The following is a 19,488-nucleotide window of genomic DNA, read 5'->3' on the forward strand; positions in this document are numbered from 1 at the left end:
TTTATGCGTGTACGTTCATCGCGACGCCGGCGGCCTTGCGCTCAATCAGGAACAGATCGCCGTAATTGCGGTTCTGGTACAGGTACCCGTCCGCCGTGCGCGAATCCGTGCCAGGGGTAAACAGTTTGATGTAGCTGTATTTGTCACGGCAGATCACCGCTGAAGGGTGCAGCAGAATGAAATTGATCTGCTTTGCATCCGTTGCCGGCACACAGCCGTCGGTAAAATCGTATTTTGTTTTCATGCGCGCGGAGGGAACAGACTTGATTGCGACATCGTCCAAACTGTGAACCTTACGGTTGATGGTGCTGGGCGTGGTGACCGAAAGCGTGCGCTGGATTCCCTCTGCTTCTTTCAGCAGCTTACGCACAGTGGGCGTTGCATACATGATGCGCCCTTCTTCCGGTACGCCGTCCTCGTCCATCGCTTCCATCTGGGCATCAAAGATTTCCAGTAGATTCTGCACAGTCAGTGCGGTGCTGTCGATACTGCCCGAATAGGTGGTCAGCTCGGCGTGCAACTTGGAATAGCGGTACGAATCCTTTTCTGGGATGGACTGCTCCTCCTCAAAGGTGTTCTGAATGTTGGCCACAGACATAACCAGGTTTGTTTCATCGATGTCCATGGGATCAATGAAGAATTCAACATCTCGGTCGTGGGCCAGCTTCTTTGGCTCCCAGTCGTTTGACATGGTGCCGGCATTGAAACCGGGGGTTCGAGTGTGGTCTTTATACCCGCTGAGAGTCATGCGGGGCAGCTTGATCGTCTGTGCATTGATAAACTGCACCCCGGGGTTACTCTTTGTCAAAGCGTCGGAGCAAAGCTCCCTCTCGTATTTCTGTGCCAGCTGCCTGGCGAACATTTCTGCGTAATCGTAAACTGCCATAAAAAATCATCCTTTCATTTTTTGAGATTTCCGAAAATGGAGGACAGCTTATCGTCCTCCTGCGCCGACGTTTCCGTTGTGCCTGCGCCTACACGAAAACCGGCGTTGCCTTGTTTCTTGGGATCCTCTTCTTTTTTCCATTCCGGGTGCCGTTTCAGAATTACCTTCAATGCCTCCGAAACACTGTCCTCGTCGGGATCGTCGCCGTTTTTCTCCACCTCGTGCATGGCGAGCAGTACGGCATCTTCTACTGCAGCGGGAGCAATGCCGCTTTTGATGGCCGCCAGCTGTGCGCGGGCTGCAACCAATTCTTTCTGCGCGTTCTGCAGTTCGGTATTATCCACCGCTGATGGTGCCTGGGGCTGTGTCGCTGACGCAGCAGGAGCAGCGGGGTCCGGTACTGCAGGAACCGCCGCAGGCGGTGCAGCTTGCTGCTTTGACCACTTCTTTTGCTCTCGCTTCAGTCGGCTATTGATCAGCGCGTCCAGCTCTTCCTGCGTTTTAGGCAGGCTTTCGTCTGCAGCAGCAGAATTTCCATCTCCGGCAGCACTGTCACCGTTCTGCGCAGAGGAGGAACCGCCCTTCTTTGCGGGATCATCATCGTCAGCAGCGGGGGCAGCAAATAGCTGGATATTTGGTCTAAGGTATTTACTCATAACAAACAACTCCTTTTAGAGCCTGTCGGCTGTGATTTTCCTTGCAGCTTTTAGCGCCATCAGCATGTTTTGGGCATAAAAATAGAGCCTGTAACGCCAGGCTCCGGAGCGAGATATTTGGATCACCTCCTATAAAAGGGTAAAAAAATACCACCTGCCTATTTGTGACAGACGGTAAGAGTCATATATAAATCTTTTCGCGCCAATAATCGCGGCGCAGCACATCGCTATGCTCAGCGATAAACTCCCGCAGCTCCTTTTGGGCTTCAGACGTTTTGCGCTTGTATTCTTTTGCCTGCGCAGGATCCTGTAAGCCCTCTGACATACGCTTACATTCACGGATTTTGCGTTCCATGGCACGCTGGCGCTGCTCCAGCTCCGAATTCTCGTTGATCTTGGCGGTATCCATCGGATCCGGCAAGCGGCTGATTCCGTCGAACCAGGTCGACACGGTATGACGGCAATTGGGATGGAAGAGCCCGGCCTTCACGGCCACGGAAAGTAACGGATACCAGTTGCCGTTCGAGCTCAGTCCCCTACCGCTTTTGATCTGCCCGGTGAACTCGCCCCACACGTCGTCAATATAAACTCGCCCTTGCCACGGCAGGCAGGTCTTAGAGCAGGCGCCGTACTGGCTGACCAACACCGTATCGATGCCGAGTTCTGCGCGGCGCTTTGCTTCTCCCTGCAGGAAAGAGCGCGTCGCGGCCGTGCGGAGCGCCATCTGTACATAGTCGGCAATATTGACCCGCGCACCATTGCTATATTCGATGCAATTTATGCCCGCTTTCAGGAAATCCTGTACCGCCATATCAATAGCTTGCGGCAGCGTTGTCGCGCCGGCCGCCATGGCCGTAGCCGCCTGTGATATGGTCCGGCGGTACACATCGTCCATCATACGCAGCGCGGCGGTCTGAGCCTTCTTTTCAGCGTCGTGCATATCCTGCATCAGGTTTTCAAGTCGTTTGTCATTGACGCCGAAGAACATGTCTTCTGAGGGCTTTTCCGGCTCCGGCTTTGGTGGGTTCCATGCCCGTTGTGTAACAGGATCCCCACGCTGGCGCCAGGCATCCGGACCGCGACCCGACCACGCCTGCGCCGCAGCTGCGGCTTCTCGGCTGACCCGCTCTTTACCTTCTGCAAACTGCTCGGCCATCAGAGTGCGAGTGTCAGTATCGATTGCATCGGTATATTCCGATACAATCGCCCTATTCTCTTGCCGGAAGCTTTCGATGTTTTTCAGTTTTTCCGCTTGCCATGCAGACCAGCGGAAACCCTCTTCATGCTCCCAGGCTTTATGGCCGGCAAGGTTGCGTTTCAGAGAAGCGACCAGGCGCTGCTCGATCTCAACAAACAGATCGGCAATATCTCTCCAAGAAAGCATTACGCCTCACCACCGGCCTGCAGCTCATCACCAACTTTCGGTGGCTCGTCCACAATTTCAATGCCGCGCAGCTGCTTGATTCTGATCACCTCGGCAGCTTTCCATTTATTATCTTTGCTATTGCCCCACATTTCGTCCACTTGCGTTTCCACGCTCATAGTGCTCGATGTGGCGGCCTTGTTGACGATTTCCACCCGGGAGTCAAAACTAGGCGCGCCATACTCGCCAAACTCAACAGCGGGCTCGTAAGTACCTGGCGTGCGCTTCTGCATCACATCATAGGTCATCAGGATCGCACAGATCAGCTGCGGCAGGGTTTTTTCCAGCACTCCGGTGATGGTGTTGCGGGTGTACCCTGTGACGTCCTTCTTCTCGCGCTGGGCGTCAGCAGAGGACATTTTTCCCACATCAATTCCCAGCGTGGCCGGAGAAACGATTCCTTGCAGACACATATCGAGGGCAGCTGTATACGATGCCAGAAAAGCTTCATATCGGATTTCCGGCTGAATCGTTTCGATTTTACTGACTGCATCCTCGTGGGCGTCGGTTCCAGTCTTAATATACTCACTACCAAAATCGTTAAGCTGCTGCTTTTCCCCGGTTTTAACGTCAGACGGCACCAGGTCTTCCGGGATATACTTTTTTACTCGGCCGGCGCGAATAGCATCCCACCATTGACTGATTACCTCATCCAACGCATCAAAGCTATCCAGCTTGCCCTCATAAATAGCTTTACCTCGACCGGGATATTTGGCGCTCTCAAACACCTTTATAGGTACTGCCATCATAAAAGCTCCATCAAATTGCACAGGCTTCAGATCGGCCAGCTCAGGAGCGCTATTCAGGCCGACCTCGTTTTCTCCATCATAAAGGCGGTAAGAAACAGATCCTTTGCAATACGTTTCACATAGGCGGTAGATCTTGTATTTTCCTGGGTAATCTGTCCAGAAGCGTATGCCCACAACATGACCGTGCTTTTTGATATACTCTACGCGGTCCGCTTCGTAAAATTCCACAATCGGGTTATCAGACGCCTGCGGATCAACAGATATCTTCCACGCTCCATCCCCGGATTTCAGCGCGCCTACAATACCCTTGCCGACGATCTCTTCAAAGTCGAGTTCTTCCTGCAAGCCTTCCCAGATCTCTTTTCCTGTATCACCCTTGAATGTTATGTCATCCATATCTGACTTTACCAAATATGCCAGGGTATCCACCAGAATGGCGGGCAGCCCACTATGAATCTTCCGCAGTTTTAGGTTATTCCCTGGCACAGCCGCCCACCAGCGCGCCGCATTGGTGGGATCCTGCGCGCCAAGTTGTTTGTACAGCTGTTCCAGCTCGCTGGCGTCGCCCCGGTACCAGATTTGATTCCGAATAACCGACGCCTGGAAGCTGAGTGGCTCCTGAATCACAATATTATTGCCGGCTGCCGGCTGGATCTGCAGCCAATTCCTTACCATGCTTTTCACCTTCTCTCCGAATTTACTCATCTATTTTCACACTCCCAATAAGATGTTTGAACGGCAACCAGCTGTACTGATCGGCATTGATCGTGTGATCGTTGCCGTCCTCCGGAACATTGTCCTTATCCTCGTCCCAGCTGTAAGCGTTGAGCTCATCGATCTCTGGCCGGCAGTATTCCTGCACCAGAAGGAAGTCGCCGTGTGCCATCCAGCCGACCTGCAGGTTGATACGATCAATGATCTGTGTCTTTTTCCATGCCGGCACAAAGTCATATATGCTGCCGTGCTGGCGCTTGTACTTTTGGCATTCAATAATGGTTGCCTGGTCCGCGCTGTCAATGTACACTGTACGCGCGAACAAGCCCCACAGCGCCCTGTGCTTTTCGAGGAACGCTATCAACAGGGGCGGAATATCTGATGGCGCCAAGGGTGTTGTGCGGCCCTGGTTGCTGAGGACCTGCACGGCCAGCGTTATCTTTCTGCGGTCCGTTGTGATCCCGGTAAAAGTAAAAGCGAAGGTGTCGGACGACTTCTGGCTGTAGGAAGTATCCACGCCGGCCGATGTCTGAGCAAACTTCACTTTTCCGTCCTTTATCTGCTCCAGGAGATCCGCGGCATGAATCAGGTTGCTGTCCTGAAGGTTGAATACCAGACCGGTGGAGCGGCCGCGCAGGCCCTTGATCTTGTTTTTCCAGAGCTTGGTTCCCGGAGCGACGCCGGCGAGCAGCTGCTCACGCTTTTCTGGCGTAAGGGTGGGATTGTCGTCAAACGTAAAATACCAATGCACCCAACCAGGCATTGGCGGCTGATCCAGCTGCTTCAGAAGTTCCTTGGGTGTACCGGTTGCCCAGCGCGGCAGCGGCCGACACCGGTTAATATATTCCTTGTAAATCGGTAGATTTGGATCGTCTGGGTTGAGTGTCATCATCATGTAGTCATAGCGGATACTGACCTCGCGCACGAAATCCATGTCCGCAATGTTGGCTTCATCGATGTACACACAGCCATACTGGCCGCCCAGGGCTTTCTTCCACCGGGCTTTGTTGTCATAGCCGAGTACATAGATGATCTTATCGCCGCCCGCCACGCGGTACCGCAGATGCGGCATGGTGACACCCTTGCCCCCACCCGGATAATAAGATAGCAGACTGCCGAAAACATCCAGCAGCCCGCTATCTTTTGTAATGACGTTTTTTTCCAAGGTGCCCAAGTCGTTACCGGCCATGATATGCGCGCGCTGCTTTGACTCGGCCACGCGGAACAGGAACTTGACCACTCCCACCGTCGTTTTGCCGGCGTAGGTGGTGCCCTCCAGGACCTCAAGCTTTGCCCGGCACTTCATGAACTCCTGATACTTCTGCGACAGCGGAAATCCTTTCATCCGGACTCACCGGGCGGGGCCACTTCCTCTCGATCGGGATCTCCACCGGCCTGCAGCTGTTGCAAAATAGAGGTTAGAGCGGCGCTGCCGGTATCGATCGCGCCGGAGTGCTCCACCTTATCCGTAAACATGCCAAGGTGTTTGCCCAGGAGTTCGAGTGCTTTCAGTTTGTCAGCCATCTTAATTTCACGTTCCATGCCCTGCCCGTCTGCTGTGGGAATCGTTTTAACCTTGACAGAAGCAACCGCTGCCGTGTCGTCTTCGGTGGCGTCATCTTTCAGTGTGGCGCTTTCCATATCAATCACATCGGTGGGATTGACAAAGGCAACGCGGGCCAGCTCGCGAACCACACGATCAGCATTTACGCCTGTACGCTTTGAACGTGTGGCCAGAGCTTCATCTATACGCGCGCGAACGGCAGGTTTCTGCATGTTCTCCGTCGCAATGGAATGCGCGCTCCTTGCGCTGTAGCCTGCGCGTATAGCAGCCTGAGAAGCGTTAAGGTCAATGAGATATTCCTCGCAAAAGCGCTTCTGCTTTTCGGTCATGGCGGTCACCTCCTAAAAATGGGTATAAAAAACCTCGCCTATGGGCGAGGTTTTAATTACTTTTTATTCTTGCTTCCAAAAGGTTAAATACATATGTATTACAGACTCAAATAAAACGTAAAGAATATGAGTTAAAAAGAAAATGTCCAGCGCTACAAAATACTTAAGCGATTGTGTTGAGCAAACTATTTGAAGAAACATTTCTAAAAACAAAATCGCTAAATAAATAATTTGAATCAGAATATTATAAGTTATATCTGAGAGAAGAACTTGAAAAAGCGACATTTTTTCGCCATTTAGTAGTTTATAATTTTTTCCTGAAGCGCCTACATTTTTAATTTTCTCTATGCTCGGATTGCCAGATGATACAATTATTGTCATAATAGCAATTGAAAAAGAAATTAATATAGCGATTCCACTGATTTGTACATCTATAAAGTTTGAAAATAATTCACATATATCAACACCTTTATTGACCTGTAAAAAATGGGCAAAAAACAAACTTAATGCAGCGGGAATTACTGCAATTATAAATTTATTACGTAAATTACGCCGGGTTTTAAAATAATCCATTATAGGAATCGTGAATTTTAAAACAGGCTTTTTCATCATTTACCTCAATCCTATTATTAGCTCTTCTGCCTTTTCAAAAAAATTGTCACTATTAACCTCGTTAGTAACTTCCGAAATGTCCACAGAAACGCTTTGCTTCATTTTCATTAATTCTGTATCCAGTCTAAAAGGTCCTGACTGATTCGTACCTTCAGCAGTGATCCGCTTTATCTTATTTTCCTGTTGCATATCATTATAGTAATCTTCAACAGCACTCTTTGGTATGTATTTATTTCTACTAATTTTTTTTAACACAATTTCTACTGTATCTTTCACGTCATCTCTTCCTGCAAGATGTAAAAAATCATCAGATAAGTCCTCGCGCTCAACTTCAACTTTTAAAACTGATACTCGTTTCATCCTTCTCAATTCGTCAAGGAAGCTATCACAAGGCATTATTGAACTGGTAATTGTATACGAATAAGGTACGTTGTTTGAATCCCTATATTTTGCAAGCATATCATTTAAATAGTAAACTATTTTCCCAATAGAAATACCATAATAATTGCTTTCATGGATACAAATTAAATTGTCTCGTCCATTTTGATATCTAATACAAAAATGGGTAAACTCTTCATCTCCATCCGGTTTGTTTTTTACTGTTCCCTTTTCTATCATAGTTTCTGTATTTATGACATTTCTAATGTGGTTATATTTAGCGGATTTAAATGCTATATTGAAGTTTCCAGGAAGTTCTGGATTTATTAGGTGATAAGAGTCCAACCATACTACTTTTTCATCTTTAGGGAAATTCAATTTCCGATTAAGAGCAAGTTTCCTTTGAGTAAAACTTAGAGCATTATTAAAATAGTTTATAAAATCTTGGATAGAAGGTTGTGGTGCGTCTTCTCTCAAAATTCCTACTGTAATATTCAAATAATAAAAATACACCGGAACCTTTTTTGTCGGCATTGATATTCCTCCCATTCTTATGTTAATTGCATTATAATACAACTAATTATTAATTGGAAGAAAAAACCATTAATTTGTAGAAATAATAGAAAGCACCCTGTCCCACCGAACACTCTCTGCAAAATTCCGTAATTATATAGTACCACAAACAAACAGATAAAAATGGCTAATTGTGTGCTGAACAGTGCAAGTTCGTGCAACATTTTAGCGCGTAAAGCCCGAAAACACCACTTGACCCGAAAGCATAGCCAATCGTAGCATAGAAACACGTACCCGTTGCTTGATCCGGCTCTCCGAATAATCCACCTTGTCCGCGATATCCTTCCACGGTGGCCGGCGAAAAGTGCGACGCCGCTGCTTTGGATCCGGGCTGCCCATGTAGGCCAACTCCAATATGTACCGGTCGGTTTTATCCAGCCGCCCGAGTGCCAGACCGAGCCAGTTCCGTTTCTCCCGCAGCGCCGCAATCCTGCGATAACAGTTCATTGCCTCATCTTCATAATACTTTGCCTGGTCCATGAGCGCCATGTTGGCCGTGCGGTCCCCAGGCAGGCCTTTGCCGCCCGGCAGCCCTGAGAGGTTGACGGACGGCAAATTTATTGTATTTTTCTGTGCCTCGCAGTGCCGGATGGTGGCGAACTCCTCATCAATCATTTGTGGGATGTCGTAGTAAATTTTAAGCAGCTCTTTCACTTCGTTGACCGTCAAGTGCCATCATCCTTTCCTGCGTTCGTGATAGGGTTAACATGCTTAGAGGTTATTCTTTGTCTGTTGGCTGGCTCAGCCACGTCAATATGCACTGTAATTCGTGTGGGCAGTTTCCACCCTCAGGGCAATCACCTTTGCAATACAAAGAGTTTAAAGGTTGGTCGGTGTTGTCTACCTTTTGTATAAACTGCGCCATTGATTCCGGGCTTTCGGTGATGCGGTTGAAGTTGGTTTTTTGCAGTTTGAATCCCGGCGACAAATCGGCTCCACAGTCTGGGCAACGTATTGATGTAACACCCAACCAAGCAAAGGGATAAGCGTTTAGACTTCCACAAGCTTCACATTTCATTTCTGCTCCTCCTGTTCCGGCTTGCGGGCGTAGGCAAGCCATGTTTTGCCGTAATTGCTCATCAGTTCGTAAAAATCAAGATTATCAAAACAAATAAGTTCTTGCCCTTTGCAGTTTACGCCCACTTCGCCGACAATAGCCCAGCAATCAATTGCTTCGCCGTAAGGGTCAGGCTCAAGCTGCTTTTTGTACACCGGCTCACCGTCCATCTGCCGAAGCTGCTCCAGCGTCAGCGGCTTGTTTCCACCGCAGGAATCAATAATGCGATTCAGGGCGTCTACAACAACCTGTGCACTTTCGGCATTACTAAAAAATAATCTTGCGAAAACTTCTACATCGTCAGTGGTAGTACCGTCTTTAATTGGGATTGAGTTGCCTATGGCCTGTTGCATTTTGGGATTCCAAAGCAGTAATTCATTCCATGTATCAGAATCTTCCGGGCGGCAGGTGCTTACTCCAACTTTTCCGTTGCCGAAATGCAGTGTCAGCGGCTCGTTTTCCGGGACGACGCGGCGGTTCCATGCTTGGGCGGCAACTGCATAAGTCGGCTCGTGTGCCGCATATTCCCCTTCTTGATACGGCTTTTCCTTAGATAAATTAGCGCCACACTTGCAAACAATTGCCTCTGTTAATGCAAAATGTATTAATGTTGGATATCCACCGCAAAACGGGCACGGTTTCAATTTGTCCATTGGTTTCACTCCTCATTCTCTTATTTGCGTATATATCCAGATATTTTTCCAATAATAGCAACAAGGTATAAGGGCTTATGTCCTCATTCCTCTGGGGTCGCACAATGGGGTGCGGCCCCGCTTTTTTTATTCATCCGCTTCTTCCACCATATCATCCATAGGAGCCGATTCTCCCAGCTCGAACAGCAGCACCGGGAAGCCTGCATCTGTCATCAGCTGATATCCGTCCATCGCGTAGGCAAGGCGTTGTTTCGTGTCTAAAATCAGCGCGGATACATTTGATTCCGGATCAAATGTGGAAAGGTATTCGATCAATTCTTTGGCTGTCATGAGTGCACCTCCATAATTTTTACAAGCGTTTTCGGCACCTCGCCGTAATACTTAGACATTTGCGTGACAACAATCTGAGCATCGTCCTTGTAAGCCAGCTCGTTCAGGGCATCACAAATAATCTTGATGACATTATCGCAGTCTGGTTTTTTCGTGGGGCGAATCGCTCCGGAGATCATCTCCGCCTGAACTCTCTTGCTTTTGCTCTTGGGAACCGGATAAAATGCTGTGATTTGCATAGCCAGCTGCGCATTATCTGAAAAGCTAAACCCCTGTGCGGCAGCCTTGTAGCGGAGTCGCACCAGTTCCTCATAGGCCACGGTCTTATCCGGCGTGTAGGTCATGCTCGCACCGTTCTTGGCGCGCACCACTCGCGGTCGGGCCTTTCCCTGTGGCGGGCCAGGAACAACAAACTGAATGCGTTGCGGCCCTTGGGGCATCGCTACTACCGGCGGAACAAAGTCGGGGATAATTCTAGTTGTCATTGTTCAAATCCTCCTCTAAAAGCTCCATAGCCTGGTCATAAGCGGCCGTCAGTGTCTGAAACTGCTCTTTGCTGCCGCCGACGTCCGGATGTGCTGACTTGGCAAGGCTCCTGTACCGGCGAGTAACCTCATCGCGGCCGCCGGGAATCTGCTCATAACCGAGCACGCGGAAGCAGTCCGGAATGTCCGCGGCAGGCGGCAAATACTTCATGCCAGCCACCCAGGTGCCAAGGTCATAAATTCCACGCTCAACCATGCGAGCGAGATCCTCAAGCGAAAGCACAACCTGTGCAAAAACGTCACTGCCATATCGAACTGTCTGACCGTGATTCTTCGCATTTTCAAGGCTGTGTGAGAAGCGGTAAAGCTGACCTTTGTAGCTGAATTCCACCCAGCAGCTGAACCGATCCCAGTTGTAATTATATTTTTCAATCCCCAGCCGAGACATGACCTTTTCGAGTTTTGACTCGTAACTTCCGGCCGGGGCGTATTGCTTGGCTTTCAAGGCGAATCCCTCATTTCTCCGGACAATTTTTCGTACTCCTCCAGGTCGTAGGTAGGCGAACGTGTCTCTTTCTGGCCTGAGGAGATTTTCACACCGTCACGCTTCCACCCTTCCAGAATGCTCCTGATGTAATTCGCGCTGCGGCCCTTTCCCTTGGCCTCCGCGATAGCTGCCAGAACGGTCTGTTCCGGATATGTTTCACACAGTTCCCGCAAGATTTCGGCTTCTGCTGCTTTCGGGGGATGGATATTATTTTCAAAACTCATCAAAACGCCACGCAACGCATCCGACGATTGCACATCTTCTGCGGCAGGAAAAGGGGTAGGGGGATTAGGATGGTTGGGTACGGTTGGGTACGGTTGGGTTGGGTTAGGTACGGTAGGTGCGTGACTCACGCCGTTGTCACGCGTGACATCTTCGTTACTTGGCGTGACAGGTGCGTGACACGGAGGCTGCTGTTCAGATAGCTTTTTTCGCCGGTTCTGTTGCCTTACGCGAGCCTGTTCTTTCCTTACTTCGCGCTGCTCAATAAGCTTACCAGCATAGCTATCCCAGTCGTGTATATGCCCATTTTCATCAACAAATCCGGCACTTTTTAAAGTGTCGATAAATTTTTCAGGATCGCCGGGATAGGCGGCTATTTCAGCAATTTCATCTGAATCGAATTCGGAAATATCACCATCTGGAGCATTATCTAAAGCCCACAACCAAAGCATGCACAAATGGCCGACTGCCTGCGGAGTTTTTATTTTTAAAAGTTTTCGCAATCTTAAAGTTTTTTTATTTGTTGGCAAACTTTGATGAAGTTCTATCCATGCCAATCCGTATCACCTGCCATTTAGAATACTGTTACCGGCTTACCGGCCACGCGCTGGATCTCGCGCTTGAATAAATTTGCGTCGCTGTTGTTCCCTGAAAGGTGCAGCAGATAAATATGCCGCACCGTGCTCATGTCGTTGGCCTTTATGAAATCTTTGACGTTCTCCAGCCCGAAATGCGAGCGGAGCAGCCGGGGCTTCATGCTCTCCGGGATCCGACCGGCCGCGATGCTTTCATTCAGTAGCGGCAAGCTGTAATTGCATTCCACCATGACGATATTCAGGCCATAAAACGTATTCGGGATGTAATAGGTATCCGTGGCGAAGAGCAGCTTCTCCCTCGTGATGCGGGAAAGGACCAGATACCCGCAGGGCTCCGCCGCGTCATGCTTTGTTTCAAATGGAAGCACCGTCCAGCTGCCAAGCCGAAACTGCTCGCCGGCGCGCACTACGTGCTTGCGGTATGGCCGGTCTATACCTTGGATCCCGGCAAACGTGCCGGCAGTCGCGTAAAGATCAATCCCGCGGGAGGCCAGCTCCGCGGCACCCTTGCAGTGATCCTGATGCTCATGGGTAATTAGGCAGCCAGCCACGCGCGGCAGCAGTGGGAGAAATCCGGAAAGAATCTTTTTGGCGGGAATGCCCGCCTCCAGAAGCAGGACACTCTCGCCATCATCAATGGCATAAGCGTTCCCGGAGCTCCCGGAAGCAAGGCATTTAACGTCTATCATGTTTTAAAACCCGGGCGTGTAGCCGCCGGTGGGCTTTGTCTGTCGCGGTGTGGAAGTTTGCCGTGATTTCTCTGCGGGTGCCTCCTGCGGTGCCGGAGGGGCTGGTTCTGTATCATCCGGATCTGGTGTGGGATCTTCTTCCTCGGGAGCCTCAACGGGCGGCGCCGGATCCATCACCTCACCGGTATCCTCGTCAATCTGAATATCTATGGGGCGGCTGTTGGCCAACTGCTTGATCTCCTGCGCGGTGGAACGGTAAACCTCATCGGTACTTTCTTCAAACATGGTTTCGAGCATACCGTTGCCAAAATCCTTCGGAATTTTCTTAATGGCATTGTTACGCATCTTGCGCTCCACCATGGATTCACGGCTGTGGTATTCCGTCCAGGCTGGGCTGATCCACGGCTGCAACTCCTCATCGTCCAAGGCAGCATCCAGACCAAGATTGCGCGCTTTGGTAAGGAGCTCGCGCTTACGTGCTTCGATCTTTGCTTTCTGGTCGGCCGAAGCTTTATATTTGCTCTCGGCCAAGCCAAAAGTTTCCTGCATCATATTGCTGTTCATGTGGGCGAGCAAATTATGAATGACGTCCTCACGCTCAGCAATGTAAAACTCTGTATAAGAATTACCGTCATGTCCCTGCATGATAATAGGATAAACAATCTTGACGATCCGGCCGCCCCCCTTCGATGTCCACTGGGGCGGGGCCATATCCAGGCCGTTAAAGGTGGGATACCTGAAATCGTCATTCTCGCGGATCTTCCAGATCTGGCAGACATGCTGCACACCGCGACCAAAGCGGGCAAGAATGGAATCGTTGCCGTCGCCCTCGATTCCCATTTCGATTTTCTTTTTCCAAATGTCTGTAGAGCGGCCGGTTTCCGGATCAATGCTCTTGCTCTTCTCATTGCGCAGCTGAAAGTAGACCTCGCGGGGAGAGGCTGCAGCGTTCAGCTGAAAACTGGAAATCTTGATCAGAATATCACTGATGGTGCTCTTGTCGAGTGCAGGATCATTCCAGCCAATGCCGGCCTTGTCCAGCACGGCATTGATAGCGGAAATTGCATGGAGCACGCACTCCTTGGAATACGCAGTCATCTGCAGATGGTTCTTCTGCATCTGCGAGGTGATCAGCGGCATGAAGGTGTCATTTACTCGAGTCAGAGCAGTTCCAAATTCTTTCTTCTCGACGGCGGCCGGCGCTTTGCTTTCATTCATCAGATTTTACCTCCTGATTTTCCGTGAATTCCGGAATTCTGCTTTTTCCTATAATCGTCTTGGCAAAGTCCTTAAAGGGCTCAATTTCTTTCTCTGGCACATCAATTGCGGTCACAACACACTGAGACAATCCACGTCGGCCATCGACATCAACCAGATCACCGACGGCGACATCCACATTAGTAAAATAGGTGTATTCCTGGCCGGAGGGCTCACCTTTGCGGATGAATCTCAATTTGATTACATTGGTTTTCATGATGCTTCCTCCTCATCATTTTCCGGGGATTCAAAAGGCAAATCGTCTGAATCATCCGGTGTATCGTCATAGCTCTCATTTTCAGGATTGTTCTTGCGGTAAGCGTGCAGCACTTCCGGCCGCACACAGCCATTCATGTGGACCGCTTCCCATACATCACCGGGGTAATTGTTGCTTTCCGAATCTTGGGAATCAAAGCAACAGCCAGAATCTTCATCCACACCAATAGCGAAAAACAGGCAATCGGAGCAGCTGCAAGGGTAGAGCGGCTCAGAACTTTCATTATCGCTTTCATCTTCTGTTTGCTCGCCCTCACCGTCTTTATCGAGTTCAGGCTCCGGCTGCTCATCTTCCTGCACTGCAACGCTTTCAACTAGGCCGGTGCTACCATCCACCTGCGTAACCACCGGAGGAACCTCATCAAATGAAATTTGATGCTCACGGTCCTCAGGAAGAATTACGCGGCCGTCATTTCCGACGATAAATTCAACATCTGCAGAGAACCGAATGGGGAAAGAAACTTTTGCAGGTTTTAAGGAACAATCTCCTTTGCTCTTTTTTAAATTGGGGCGTAATACGCCACCATAGTTGTCAATTACAATTTTTAGATTCAGCTCTCCGCTTTCGATGAATTTAGTTTTAAGAGTTCTGGCCATATCCTGCAGCGCTTCATCCGCAGCGTTGAAAACCGCATTGAAGGCTGATAACCTTAAGCTTAATTCAGGGCCATCCGGTAAAGGCTCTTCTAAATCTTCCTGTGGCTCATCTTCACTGCCGGAAGCGTTCTGCCAGGAGCAGCCCTCCGGAGTAGGCTCGGCACCGTCGTTCTCAGATTCATCCGAATCTTCCGACTCAGAGTGAGCATCGTTCACGGATTCAAGGGGTTCGTCTTCCTGTACCATATCTGGAACATCGTCGGAATCTGGAACAGAATCGTCGGTTTCTTCGGGCTCTTCGCCAAAGCGCTGCTGTTCCATTTCTGGGTTTTCGTCGCCGGTGAAATCCGGATCGTAAACCTCAAACTCGCGCTGTTGCGCGTAATCATCCAGCATCTTCTGTGCGATCCACTCCGCATCGCAAGGAGGAATATCTCCGACTGGAATATGCTTGGGCGGATTCGCCTTGTAGTAAAAGTAAGCGCGGAACTTTCCGTCATCGCTCTCTTTGACAAAATAGACCTTGTTGGTATGTTGGTACTGCGTCATAATGTGCTGTGCCTCCCGTTTCCCGTCCTGAATCTGGCGCAGGACAATTTCTTTTTCTTCTTCCGGGCAGAAATTTTTTCGGGTGCCATCCGGATTGAAAAACTCATTAAAGAGTTGTTGCTTCGCGGCAACCCCCTTGTTGTTCGCCGCCGGATAAATCGTAAGACGATACCTTCCGTCAGTTCCGTAATCAGCGCCGCGGCTGGAAAAAGCGTTCCGGTCAGGCTCAATACCGTCCAAACCGTCAGCATATTCCCGGACACGATGCAGAAAATCAAAGTCAAGGCTGTCGATCCGGCCGACGCATTTATCACCCAGGGACAAAGCTGCGGTGCTGTCATACCGGATTCCTTTGCTGGCTCGGCATTCATGATTCTGTACCGCTTCTTTCTGCGTGGTGGGATCCCAGGTCATGACCTGGCAAACAAACGGGCAACCAAAGCATTCATGCTCTGGGCCATAGTCCGGCATTCTGAGGCCGGTTGTCCCGGCCCCCGTATTTTTGTCAAAGGTTTTCCCACATTTGCAGGTGTAGGTGGTCACTGCGATCCTCCACCTTTCACCGGGATCTTCAAGTAAGCAACTTTCATAATCTCATTAATCGATCTTGCCGCTTCCTCGCAACCGGAAAACTGGGAGGAGATTACATTTGCATATGTGTTCAGCGCCGCAACGATGAACGGAGCTGAAATACAATCTATCGGATTCAGTGCGCGGGAAAGCTGTCCGGAAATATCCTGCATAATTTCGCTCAGGAGCTGTTCTCCCAGCTCTCCATGTTTGGTTGATTCGATAAGCCGCTGTTCTAAATCTTTTCTCACGAACGCACCTCCACTCTCAGCTGCTTGTCCCGGGCAGAAACGTGTAAGCGGATAACCTGGGCATCAATTGGCAGAATGCTGGTGACGCTCTCGGCGTTGTCCACCCACACCGGCACAGAGATCCCAGCGGCGCGGCCCAGCGTATTGATAATGTCGAGACCTGCATTCAGGCGGGCGGCACTGTTCAAGTTGGTGCCGTATTCGATCCCCTTAACGGTAGCCTCGCAGCAGGGCTTGATTCCACCGTTGATCTGGACATCAAACAGCTTCCAGCACACCAGGCGAAATGCAGAGTTAACTTTTTCTTCTATGTCCTGAGCTTTAAGCTGAGTAAAAAGCTCTGCCAGAAGCAGGCCGTTATCATGTATAGCGAGCTGCTGTGCCAGTTCGCTTTCCTGCTGCTTCAGCTCTGCAATCCGTTTATCCTGCTGGGCAATGATTTCAGTATTGAGTGCCCGGCGCTTGACGGTTTCCAGTTCGCCAGTGATGGTCTGCAGCTGCTGATTCAGTTCTGTGACGCGCTGATTTCCAGCAGATTCAAGCTTTGCCAGCTGATTTTCCAGTTGCTCCTGCTCTTGCCGAAGCTGGAGGTACCGATCTGTACTTTCAAACGGCTCCGGCTTGATATACTGGTTGGAGAGCTTTTTCAGCCGGATCTGCGATGCAGCAAGGAATTTCTCCGCCGCGGCCTGCTGCTGCAGATGTTTCTGTAGGGACTGTTCCAGATCCTGCTTGGTGGTCGCCAGCTCCTTGCCCTTGGATTCGAGTTTTTCGAGCTGAGCGGCTTTGTGCTCATTAAATTCAGCGCGGATCTCATCCTGTTTTTCGGACTGATACTCCTGCCCGCAGGTGGGGCAAACTGTTTGATGCTCATCAAAAGTCTGGTTTGCGGTATCCATGCACTTCTGCCGCAGCTCATCCAGCTCGGTGGCCAATCCGTCAATAACACCCTTGGCACTCTGCGCGGAATATTTGGCTTTGGTAGCCTCTCCTTGCAACCGGTTGATCTCTGCACGAATCTGTGCCATTTCAGCTTCCAGACTGGTATTTCCAGCAGAAGCAGTGCGCATATATTCGGCAGACGCCTGTGAAATCTTCGCCTTGACCTCTAAAATCTGATTGCGGAACACGCCAGCTGTTTCGCCGTTGCGAATCGCCGCAATATCGTTATCTAACTTCATTTTCTGCTTCTGCAGCCGGAGCATTAAGGGGCCATCCTCTGGGCTGGGAAGATCAAAAGGCTTTGCTTTCTCTGCTTCGTCGATGCGGCCGGGGATCTCACCCAGCAGCTTGTTGATCTCCTGACGCTGAGCCTTGGTAATCTTGGCGTAATCGTCCACCGATTTGGTGCCAATATAATGCAGCAGGGGTTTCAGCTCGTCGTGCGCGTTGATGATTTCCAGATCGTTCGCCGCCGGTGCGAAATGCTTTAGCAGCATGTCCCGCCGCACGTCCCATTTGAGCTTACCGGGAAACATGTCCGGATCCGTCAGCAGCATAAAAGTCTGCTCGTCGCAAATCAATGCCACAAAAGCGGTATAATCCTTTTTGGGCTTCGGCACGTCATTGACATAAAAATCTGTTTCGTGGCCCTGAAATTCACGCTCAGCTTCACCATTTTTGCGACGAAACTTCTCACGATAAACACGCTGTAACGTGAAGGGCTGACCGTCTTCACCCAGGAATGTACCTTTAACAGAATAGTTAAGCCCGGAGGTTCCCCGGGTCTTGACTTCGAAATTACTGTCGCTGCGGCCGGCACTGTCCTTACCAAACAGCAGCCAGAAATAAGCGTCGGCCAGAGTGGTTTTGCCGGTGGCGTTATCGCCGTAGACGTCCACATTGGCGCCCTGGGTGTCGAGCTCATAGTGCTTAATGCTCTTGAAATTATCCAGAGTCAAATTAAGTAGCTTCATGATTTGCTGTCCTCTCTGCGCAGGCTGATAATGTAATTCTCACCAGCGGCCTTAAAATGGCAGGTTGCCCACCCGGCGGTTTGATTTGCTTCGAGGTATCCCATCTCCACAGGTGGGTGGGAATACTCCAAGTTTCTCATCAGGCCAGTCAACTCGACTGCAAAAAAGAAAGGGCGCTTTGCCGGCGCGGCCGCTTGAAAAGAAAAAGAATCCGGATCATCCTTTGGTATTACTGACGGTTCCTCAGTCACGCTGGGTGATTCCAGTTCACAGGTCTCTGGCTCTGGTTTTGGCGGCGGCCCCAGGAGAAGCAGCCGGGGATCATCTTCAAATACAGGTTCTTCTGCGGGCACAGAGGATTTTGCGGCAGAGCGCGATTTCTTTTCACTGTGAAGTTTGCTTTGTACCTGGTGCGTTTTCAGCCCCATGATGCGAGCAATCTCGGCTGGGCCTTTGCCTTCAGTACGTAGGCGATACAATTGCTCCAACTGTTTGGTGCCCCATACGAGCCGGCCGGAAGGCTCCAGGTTGGTCGAAACCGCAGATTCTACCCGCGGCGTCTGAGCCAGCGCTTGCTGAATCTCACTTTCCTCTACCTTCATTCCTTTTGCTATACGCTTGATTTCGGCATCCTTATCCACAGCCGCAGCCATTGCCCGGCGCACTACCAGAATCTGATAATCGTTAAGCATTCGTCTTACCCTCCTTTGGTACCGTATGGCTCAGGCAAATAGCCGCCTGAATTTCATTTTCAGGAACTCCTGATCCCCTCAAACTCGAAATATAACAAGAGAGAATGGCAAGAAGCTTGCGGGTTTCACCGGAGATTTCCATATGCAGATCGGTCTCAGAGTAGATATCTGCGTGCACAAAGGCATCCGGCCGGGGCTTGACACCCTCGGGCTTTTGCTCTAAACTGGAATTAAGAGATTTTGCTTTGTCGCTTTCAGTGTTCGCAGCACTGGGGGCGACTTTTTTTGCGCGCTCATCCTCCGCCTCGTAGAGCGCAGCATCAAACACAGCGAGCGCAGCAGTATGCTGGGACGCGTTAAAAACTCCCATATCGTACAGGGACGATATGTAGCCAAGCGCCTCGTAATAGGTGCAGTCGATATCTCCTGGCTCAACAGAGTATTTGATTTGAGTGGCGCGGCTACTTACTGCCAGCTCTGCTCTGTTGAGCATTTCAAAATGATTCATGCTGATTTCTCCTTTGTTTCAAAGATTTTATTCCAGCGCTGATCACTGCGCTGTTTGGTGATGATGTCCCCGAGCATTACGGACAGCTGATATGCGTTGTACTGTGCGAACTGCAAACCGCCTGACCGGGTACCCAGATGATAATCATGGAGCAGCTGCTGAACGGCCGCCTGAAACTCTGATTCGGTGAGCTCGCTGCCGACTCTATCCCGAGTCAGCTCAAAGGTACGGATTGCCGCACGGGTTTCTTTGCTGTACTGGTTCCGTCGGGTCTGACGCTGCTTGTGTTGTTCGATCTTGTACTCCACGTACACGGCGGCACCTGAAACCAAAACAATGAGCAGGATTACGGACAAAAACAGCAAGGCGGGAAAATAATCTGTCCTCATGATGGCCGCCTCCTTGCCTG

24 protein-coding genes are annotated in these 19,488 nt (G+C 50.2%); all 24 read right to left on the reverse strand.

Annotation, left to right across the window (positions count from 1 at the left end):
* Nucleotide 1 precedes the first annotated feature (1 nt).
* The 24 genes from QOS46_RS07240 to QOS46_RS07355 all read right to left on the reverse strand — a co-directional run bounded on the left by QOS46_RS07240 (nucleotide 2) and on the right by QOS46_RS07355 (nucleotide 19,468).
* Complete coding sequence (locus QOS46_RS07240) at nucleotides 2–886, reverse strand: capsid protein (protein WP_283608551.1); 885 nt, start codon at nucleotides 884–886, stop codon at nucleotides 2–4.
* 14 nt (nucleotides 887–900) lie between these two features.
* The gene (locus tag QOS46_RS07245) at nucleotides 901–1,542 is read right to left on the reverse strand and encodes a hypothetical protein (RefSeq protein ID WP_283608553.1); all 642 of its coding nucleotides are present in this window, start codon (nucleotides 1,540–1,542) and stop codon (nucleotides 901–903) included.
* 181 nt (nucleotides 1,543–1,723) lie between these two features.
* Nucleotides 1,724–2,926 (reverse strand): phage minor capsid protein, encoded by a 1,203-nt coding sequence (locus QOS46_RS07250; protein WP_283608555.1) that lies wholly within the window; start codon nucleotides 2,924–2,926, stop codon nucleotides 1,724–1,726.
* Entirely contained in the window at nucleotides 2,926–4,419 is a 1,494-nt protein-coding gene (locus QOS46_RS07255) for a capsid protein (RefSeq protein WP_283608557.1), read from the reverse strand. Before QOS46_RS07255 ends, QOS46_RS07250 begins: the two co-directional genes overlap by 1 nt.
* Nucleotides 4,412–5,773: a terminase large subunit domain-containing protein gene (locus QOS46_RS07260; RefSeq protein ID WP_283608559.1), complete on the reverse strand. Its 1,362-nt coding sequence runs from the start codon at nucleotides 5,771–5,773 to the stop codon at nucleotides 4,412–4,414. Before QOS46_RS07260 ends, QOS46_RS07255 begins: the two co-directional genes overlap by 8 nt.
* Nucleotides 5,770–6,321 carry a terminase small subunit gene (locus QOS46_RS07265; protein ID WP_283608561.1) on the reverse strand — a complete coding sequence of 184 codons (552 nt, stop codon included), beginning with the start codon at nucleotides 6,319–6,321 and terminating at the stop codon, nucleotides 5,770–5,772. The genes QOS46_RS07260 and QOS46_RS07265 overlap by 4 nt, the downstream gene beginning before the upstream one ends.
* Nucleotides 6,322–6,384: 63 nt before the next feature.
* Nucleotides 6,385–6,933, reverse strand: a complete 549-nt coding sequence (locus QOS46_RS07270) for a hypothetical protein (RefSeq protein WP_283608563.1) — start codon at nucleotides 6,931–6,933, stop codon at nucleotides 6,385–6,387.
* Nucleotides 6,934–7,845, reverse strand: coding sequence for a hypothetical protein (locus tag QOS46_RS07275; RefSeq protein ID WP_283608565.1), 912 nt, complete (start codon nucleotides 7,843–7,845; stop codon nucleotides 6,934–6,936).
* A 204-nt stretch (nucleotides 7,846–8,049) separates the two neighbouring features.
* Nucleotides 8,050–8,553: a hypothetical protein gene (locus QOS46_RS07280; protein ID WP_283608566.1), complete on the reverse strand. Its 504-nt coding sequence runs from the start codon at nucleotides 8,551–8,553 to the stop codon at nucleotides 8,050–8,052.
* Between the two features lie 49 nt (nucleotides 8,554–8,602).
* Nucleotides 8,603–8,902, reverse strand: a complete 300-nt coding sequence (locus tag QOS46_RS07285; protein WP_283608568.1) for a hypothetical protein — start codon at nucleotides 8,900–8,902, stop codon at nucleotides 8,603–8,605.
* On the reverse strand, nucleotides 8,899–9,594 hold the full coding sequence (locus QOS46_RS07290; protein ID WP_283608570.1) for a Lar family restriction alleviation protein: 696 nt from the start codon (nucleotides 9,592–9,594) through the stop codon (nucleotides 8,899–8,901). Before QOS46_RS07290 ends, QOS46_RS07285 begins: the two co-directional genes overlap by 4 nt.
* Before the next feature lie 126 nt (nucleotides 9,595–9,720).
* Entirely contained in the window at nucleotides 9,721–9,924 is a 204-nt protein-coding gene (locus QOS46_RS07295) for a hypothetical protein (RefSeq protein WP_283608572.1), read from the reverse strand.
* Entirely contained in the window at nucleotides 9,921–10,409 is a 489-nt protein-coding gene (locus QOS46_RS07300) for a RusA family crossover junction endodeoxyribonuclease (protein WP_283608574.1), read from the reverse strand. Before QOS46_RS07300 ends, QOS46_RS07295 begins: the two co-directional genes overlap by 4 nt.
* Nucleotides 10,399–10,914 (reverse strand): J domain-containing protein, encoded by a 516-nt coding sequence (locus tag QOS46_RS07305; protein WP_283608576.1) that lies wholly within the window; start codon nucleotides 10,912–10,914, stop codon nucleotides 10,399–10,401. The genes QOS46_RS07300 and QOS46_RS07305 overlap by 11 nt, the downstream gene beginning before the upstream one ends.
* On the reverse strand, nucleotides 10,911–11,735 hold the full coding sequence (locus QOS46_RS07310) for a DnaD domain protein (protein WP_283608578.1): 825 nt from the start codon (nucleotides 11,733–11,735) through the stop codon (nucleotides 10,911–10,913). Before QOS46_RS07310 ends, QOS46_RS07305 begins: the two co-directional genes overlap by 4 nt.
* A 17-nt stretch (nucleotides 11,736–11,752) precedes the next feature.
* Nucleotides 11,753–12,463 (reverse strand): MBL fold metallo-hydrolase, encoded by a 711-nt coding sequence (locus QOS46_RS07315; RefSeq protein WP_283608580.1) that lies wholly within the window; start codon nucleotides 12,461–12,463, stop codon nucleotides 11,753–11,755.
* Between the two features lie 3 nt (nucleotides 12,464–12,466).
* Complete coding sequence (locus QOS46_RS07320; protein WP_283608582.1) at nucleotides 12,467–13,681, reverse strand: hypothetical protein; 1,215 nt, start codon at nucleotides 13,679–13,681, stop codon at nucleotides 12,467–12,469.
* Nucleotides 13,674–13,937 carry a hypothetical protein gene (locus tag QOS46_RS07325; RefSeq protein ID WP_283608584.1) on the reverse strand — a complete coding sequence of 88 codons (264 nt, stop codon included), beginning with the start codon at nucleotides 13,935–13,937 and terminating at the stop codon, nucleotides 13,674–13,676. The genes QOS46_RS07320 and QOS46_RS07325 overlap by 8 nt, the downstream gene beginning before the upstream one ends.
* Nucleotides 13,934–15,685, reverse strand: a complete 1,752-nt coding sequence (locus tag QOS46_RS07330) for a hypothetical protein (protein WP_283608586.1) — start codon at nucleotides 15,683–15,685, stop codon at nucleotides 13,934–13,936. The genes QOS46_RS07325 and QOS46_RS07330 overlap by 4 nt, the downstream gene beginning before the upstream one ends.
* Nucleotides 15,682–15,963, reverse strand: a complete 282-nt coding sequence (locus tag QOS46_RS07335; RefSeq protein ID WP_283608588.1) for a hypothetical protein — start codon at nucleotides 15,961–15,963, stop codon at nucleotides 15,682–15,684. Before QOS46_RS07335 ends, QOS46_RS07330 begins: the two co-directional genes overlap by 4 nt.
* Nucleotides 15,960–17,879 carry a hypothetical protein gene (locus QOS46_RS07340; protein ID WP_283608589.1) on the reverse strand — a complete coding sequence of 640 codons (1,920 nt, stop codon included), beginning with the start codon at nucleotides 17,877–17,879 and terminating at the stop codon, nucleotides 15,960–15,962. Before QOS46_RS07340 ends, QOS46_RS07335 begins: the two co-directional genes overlap by 4 nt.
* On the reverse strand, nucleotides 17,876–18,571 hold the full coding sequence (locus tag QOS46_RS07345) for a hypothetical protein (RefSeq protein WP_283608591.1): 696 nt from the start codon (nucleotides 18,569–18,571) through the stop codon (nucleotides 17,876–17,878). Before QOS46_RS07345 ends, QOS46_RS07340 begins: the two co-directional genes overlap by 4 nt.
* A complete protein-coding gene (locus QOS46_RS07350; RefSeq protein WP_283608593.1) occupies nucleotides 18,564–19,079 on the reverse strand; it encodes a hypothetical protein in 516 nt (171 codons plus the stop codon). Before QOS46_RS07350 ends, QOS46_RS07345 begins: the two co-directional genes overlap by 8 nt.
* A complete protein-coding gene (locus tag QOS46_RS07355; protein ID WP_283608595.1) occupies nucleotides 19,076–19,468 on the reverse strand; it encodes a hypothetical protein in 393 nt (130 codons plus the stop codon). The genes QOS46_RS07350 and QOS46_RS07355 overlap by 4 nt, the downstream gene beginning before the upstream one ends.
* Between the last annotated feature and the right edge of the window lie 20 nt (nucleotides 19,469–19,488).

Origin of the sequence: Faecalispora anaeroviscerum, assembly GCF_947568225.1 — a bacterium.
GTDB classification, from domain to species: domain Bacteria; phylum Bacillota; class Clostridia; order Oscillospirales; family Acutalibacteraceae; genus Faecalispora; species Faecalispora anaeroviscerum.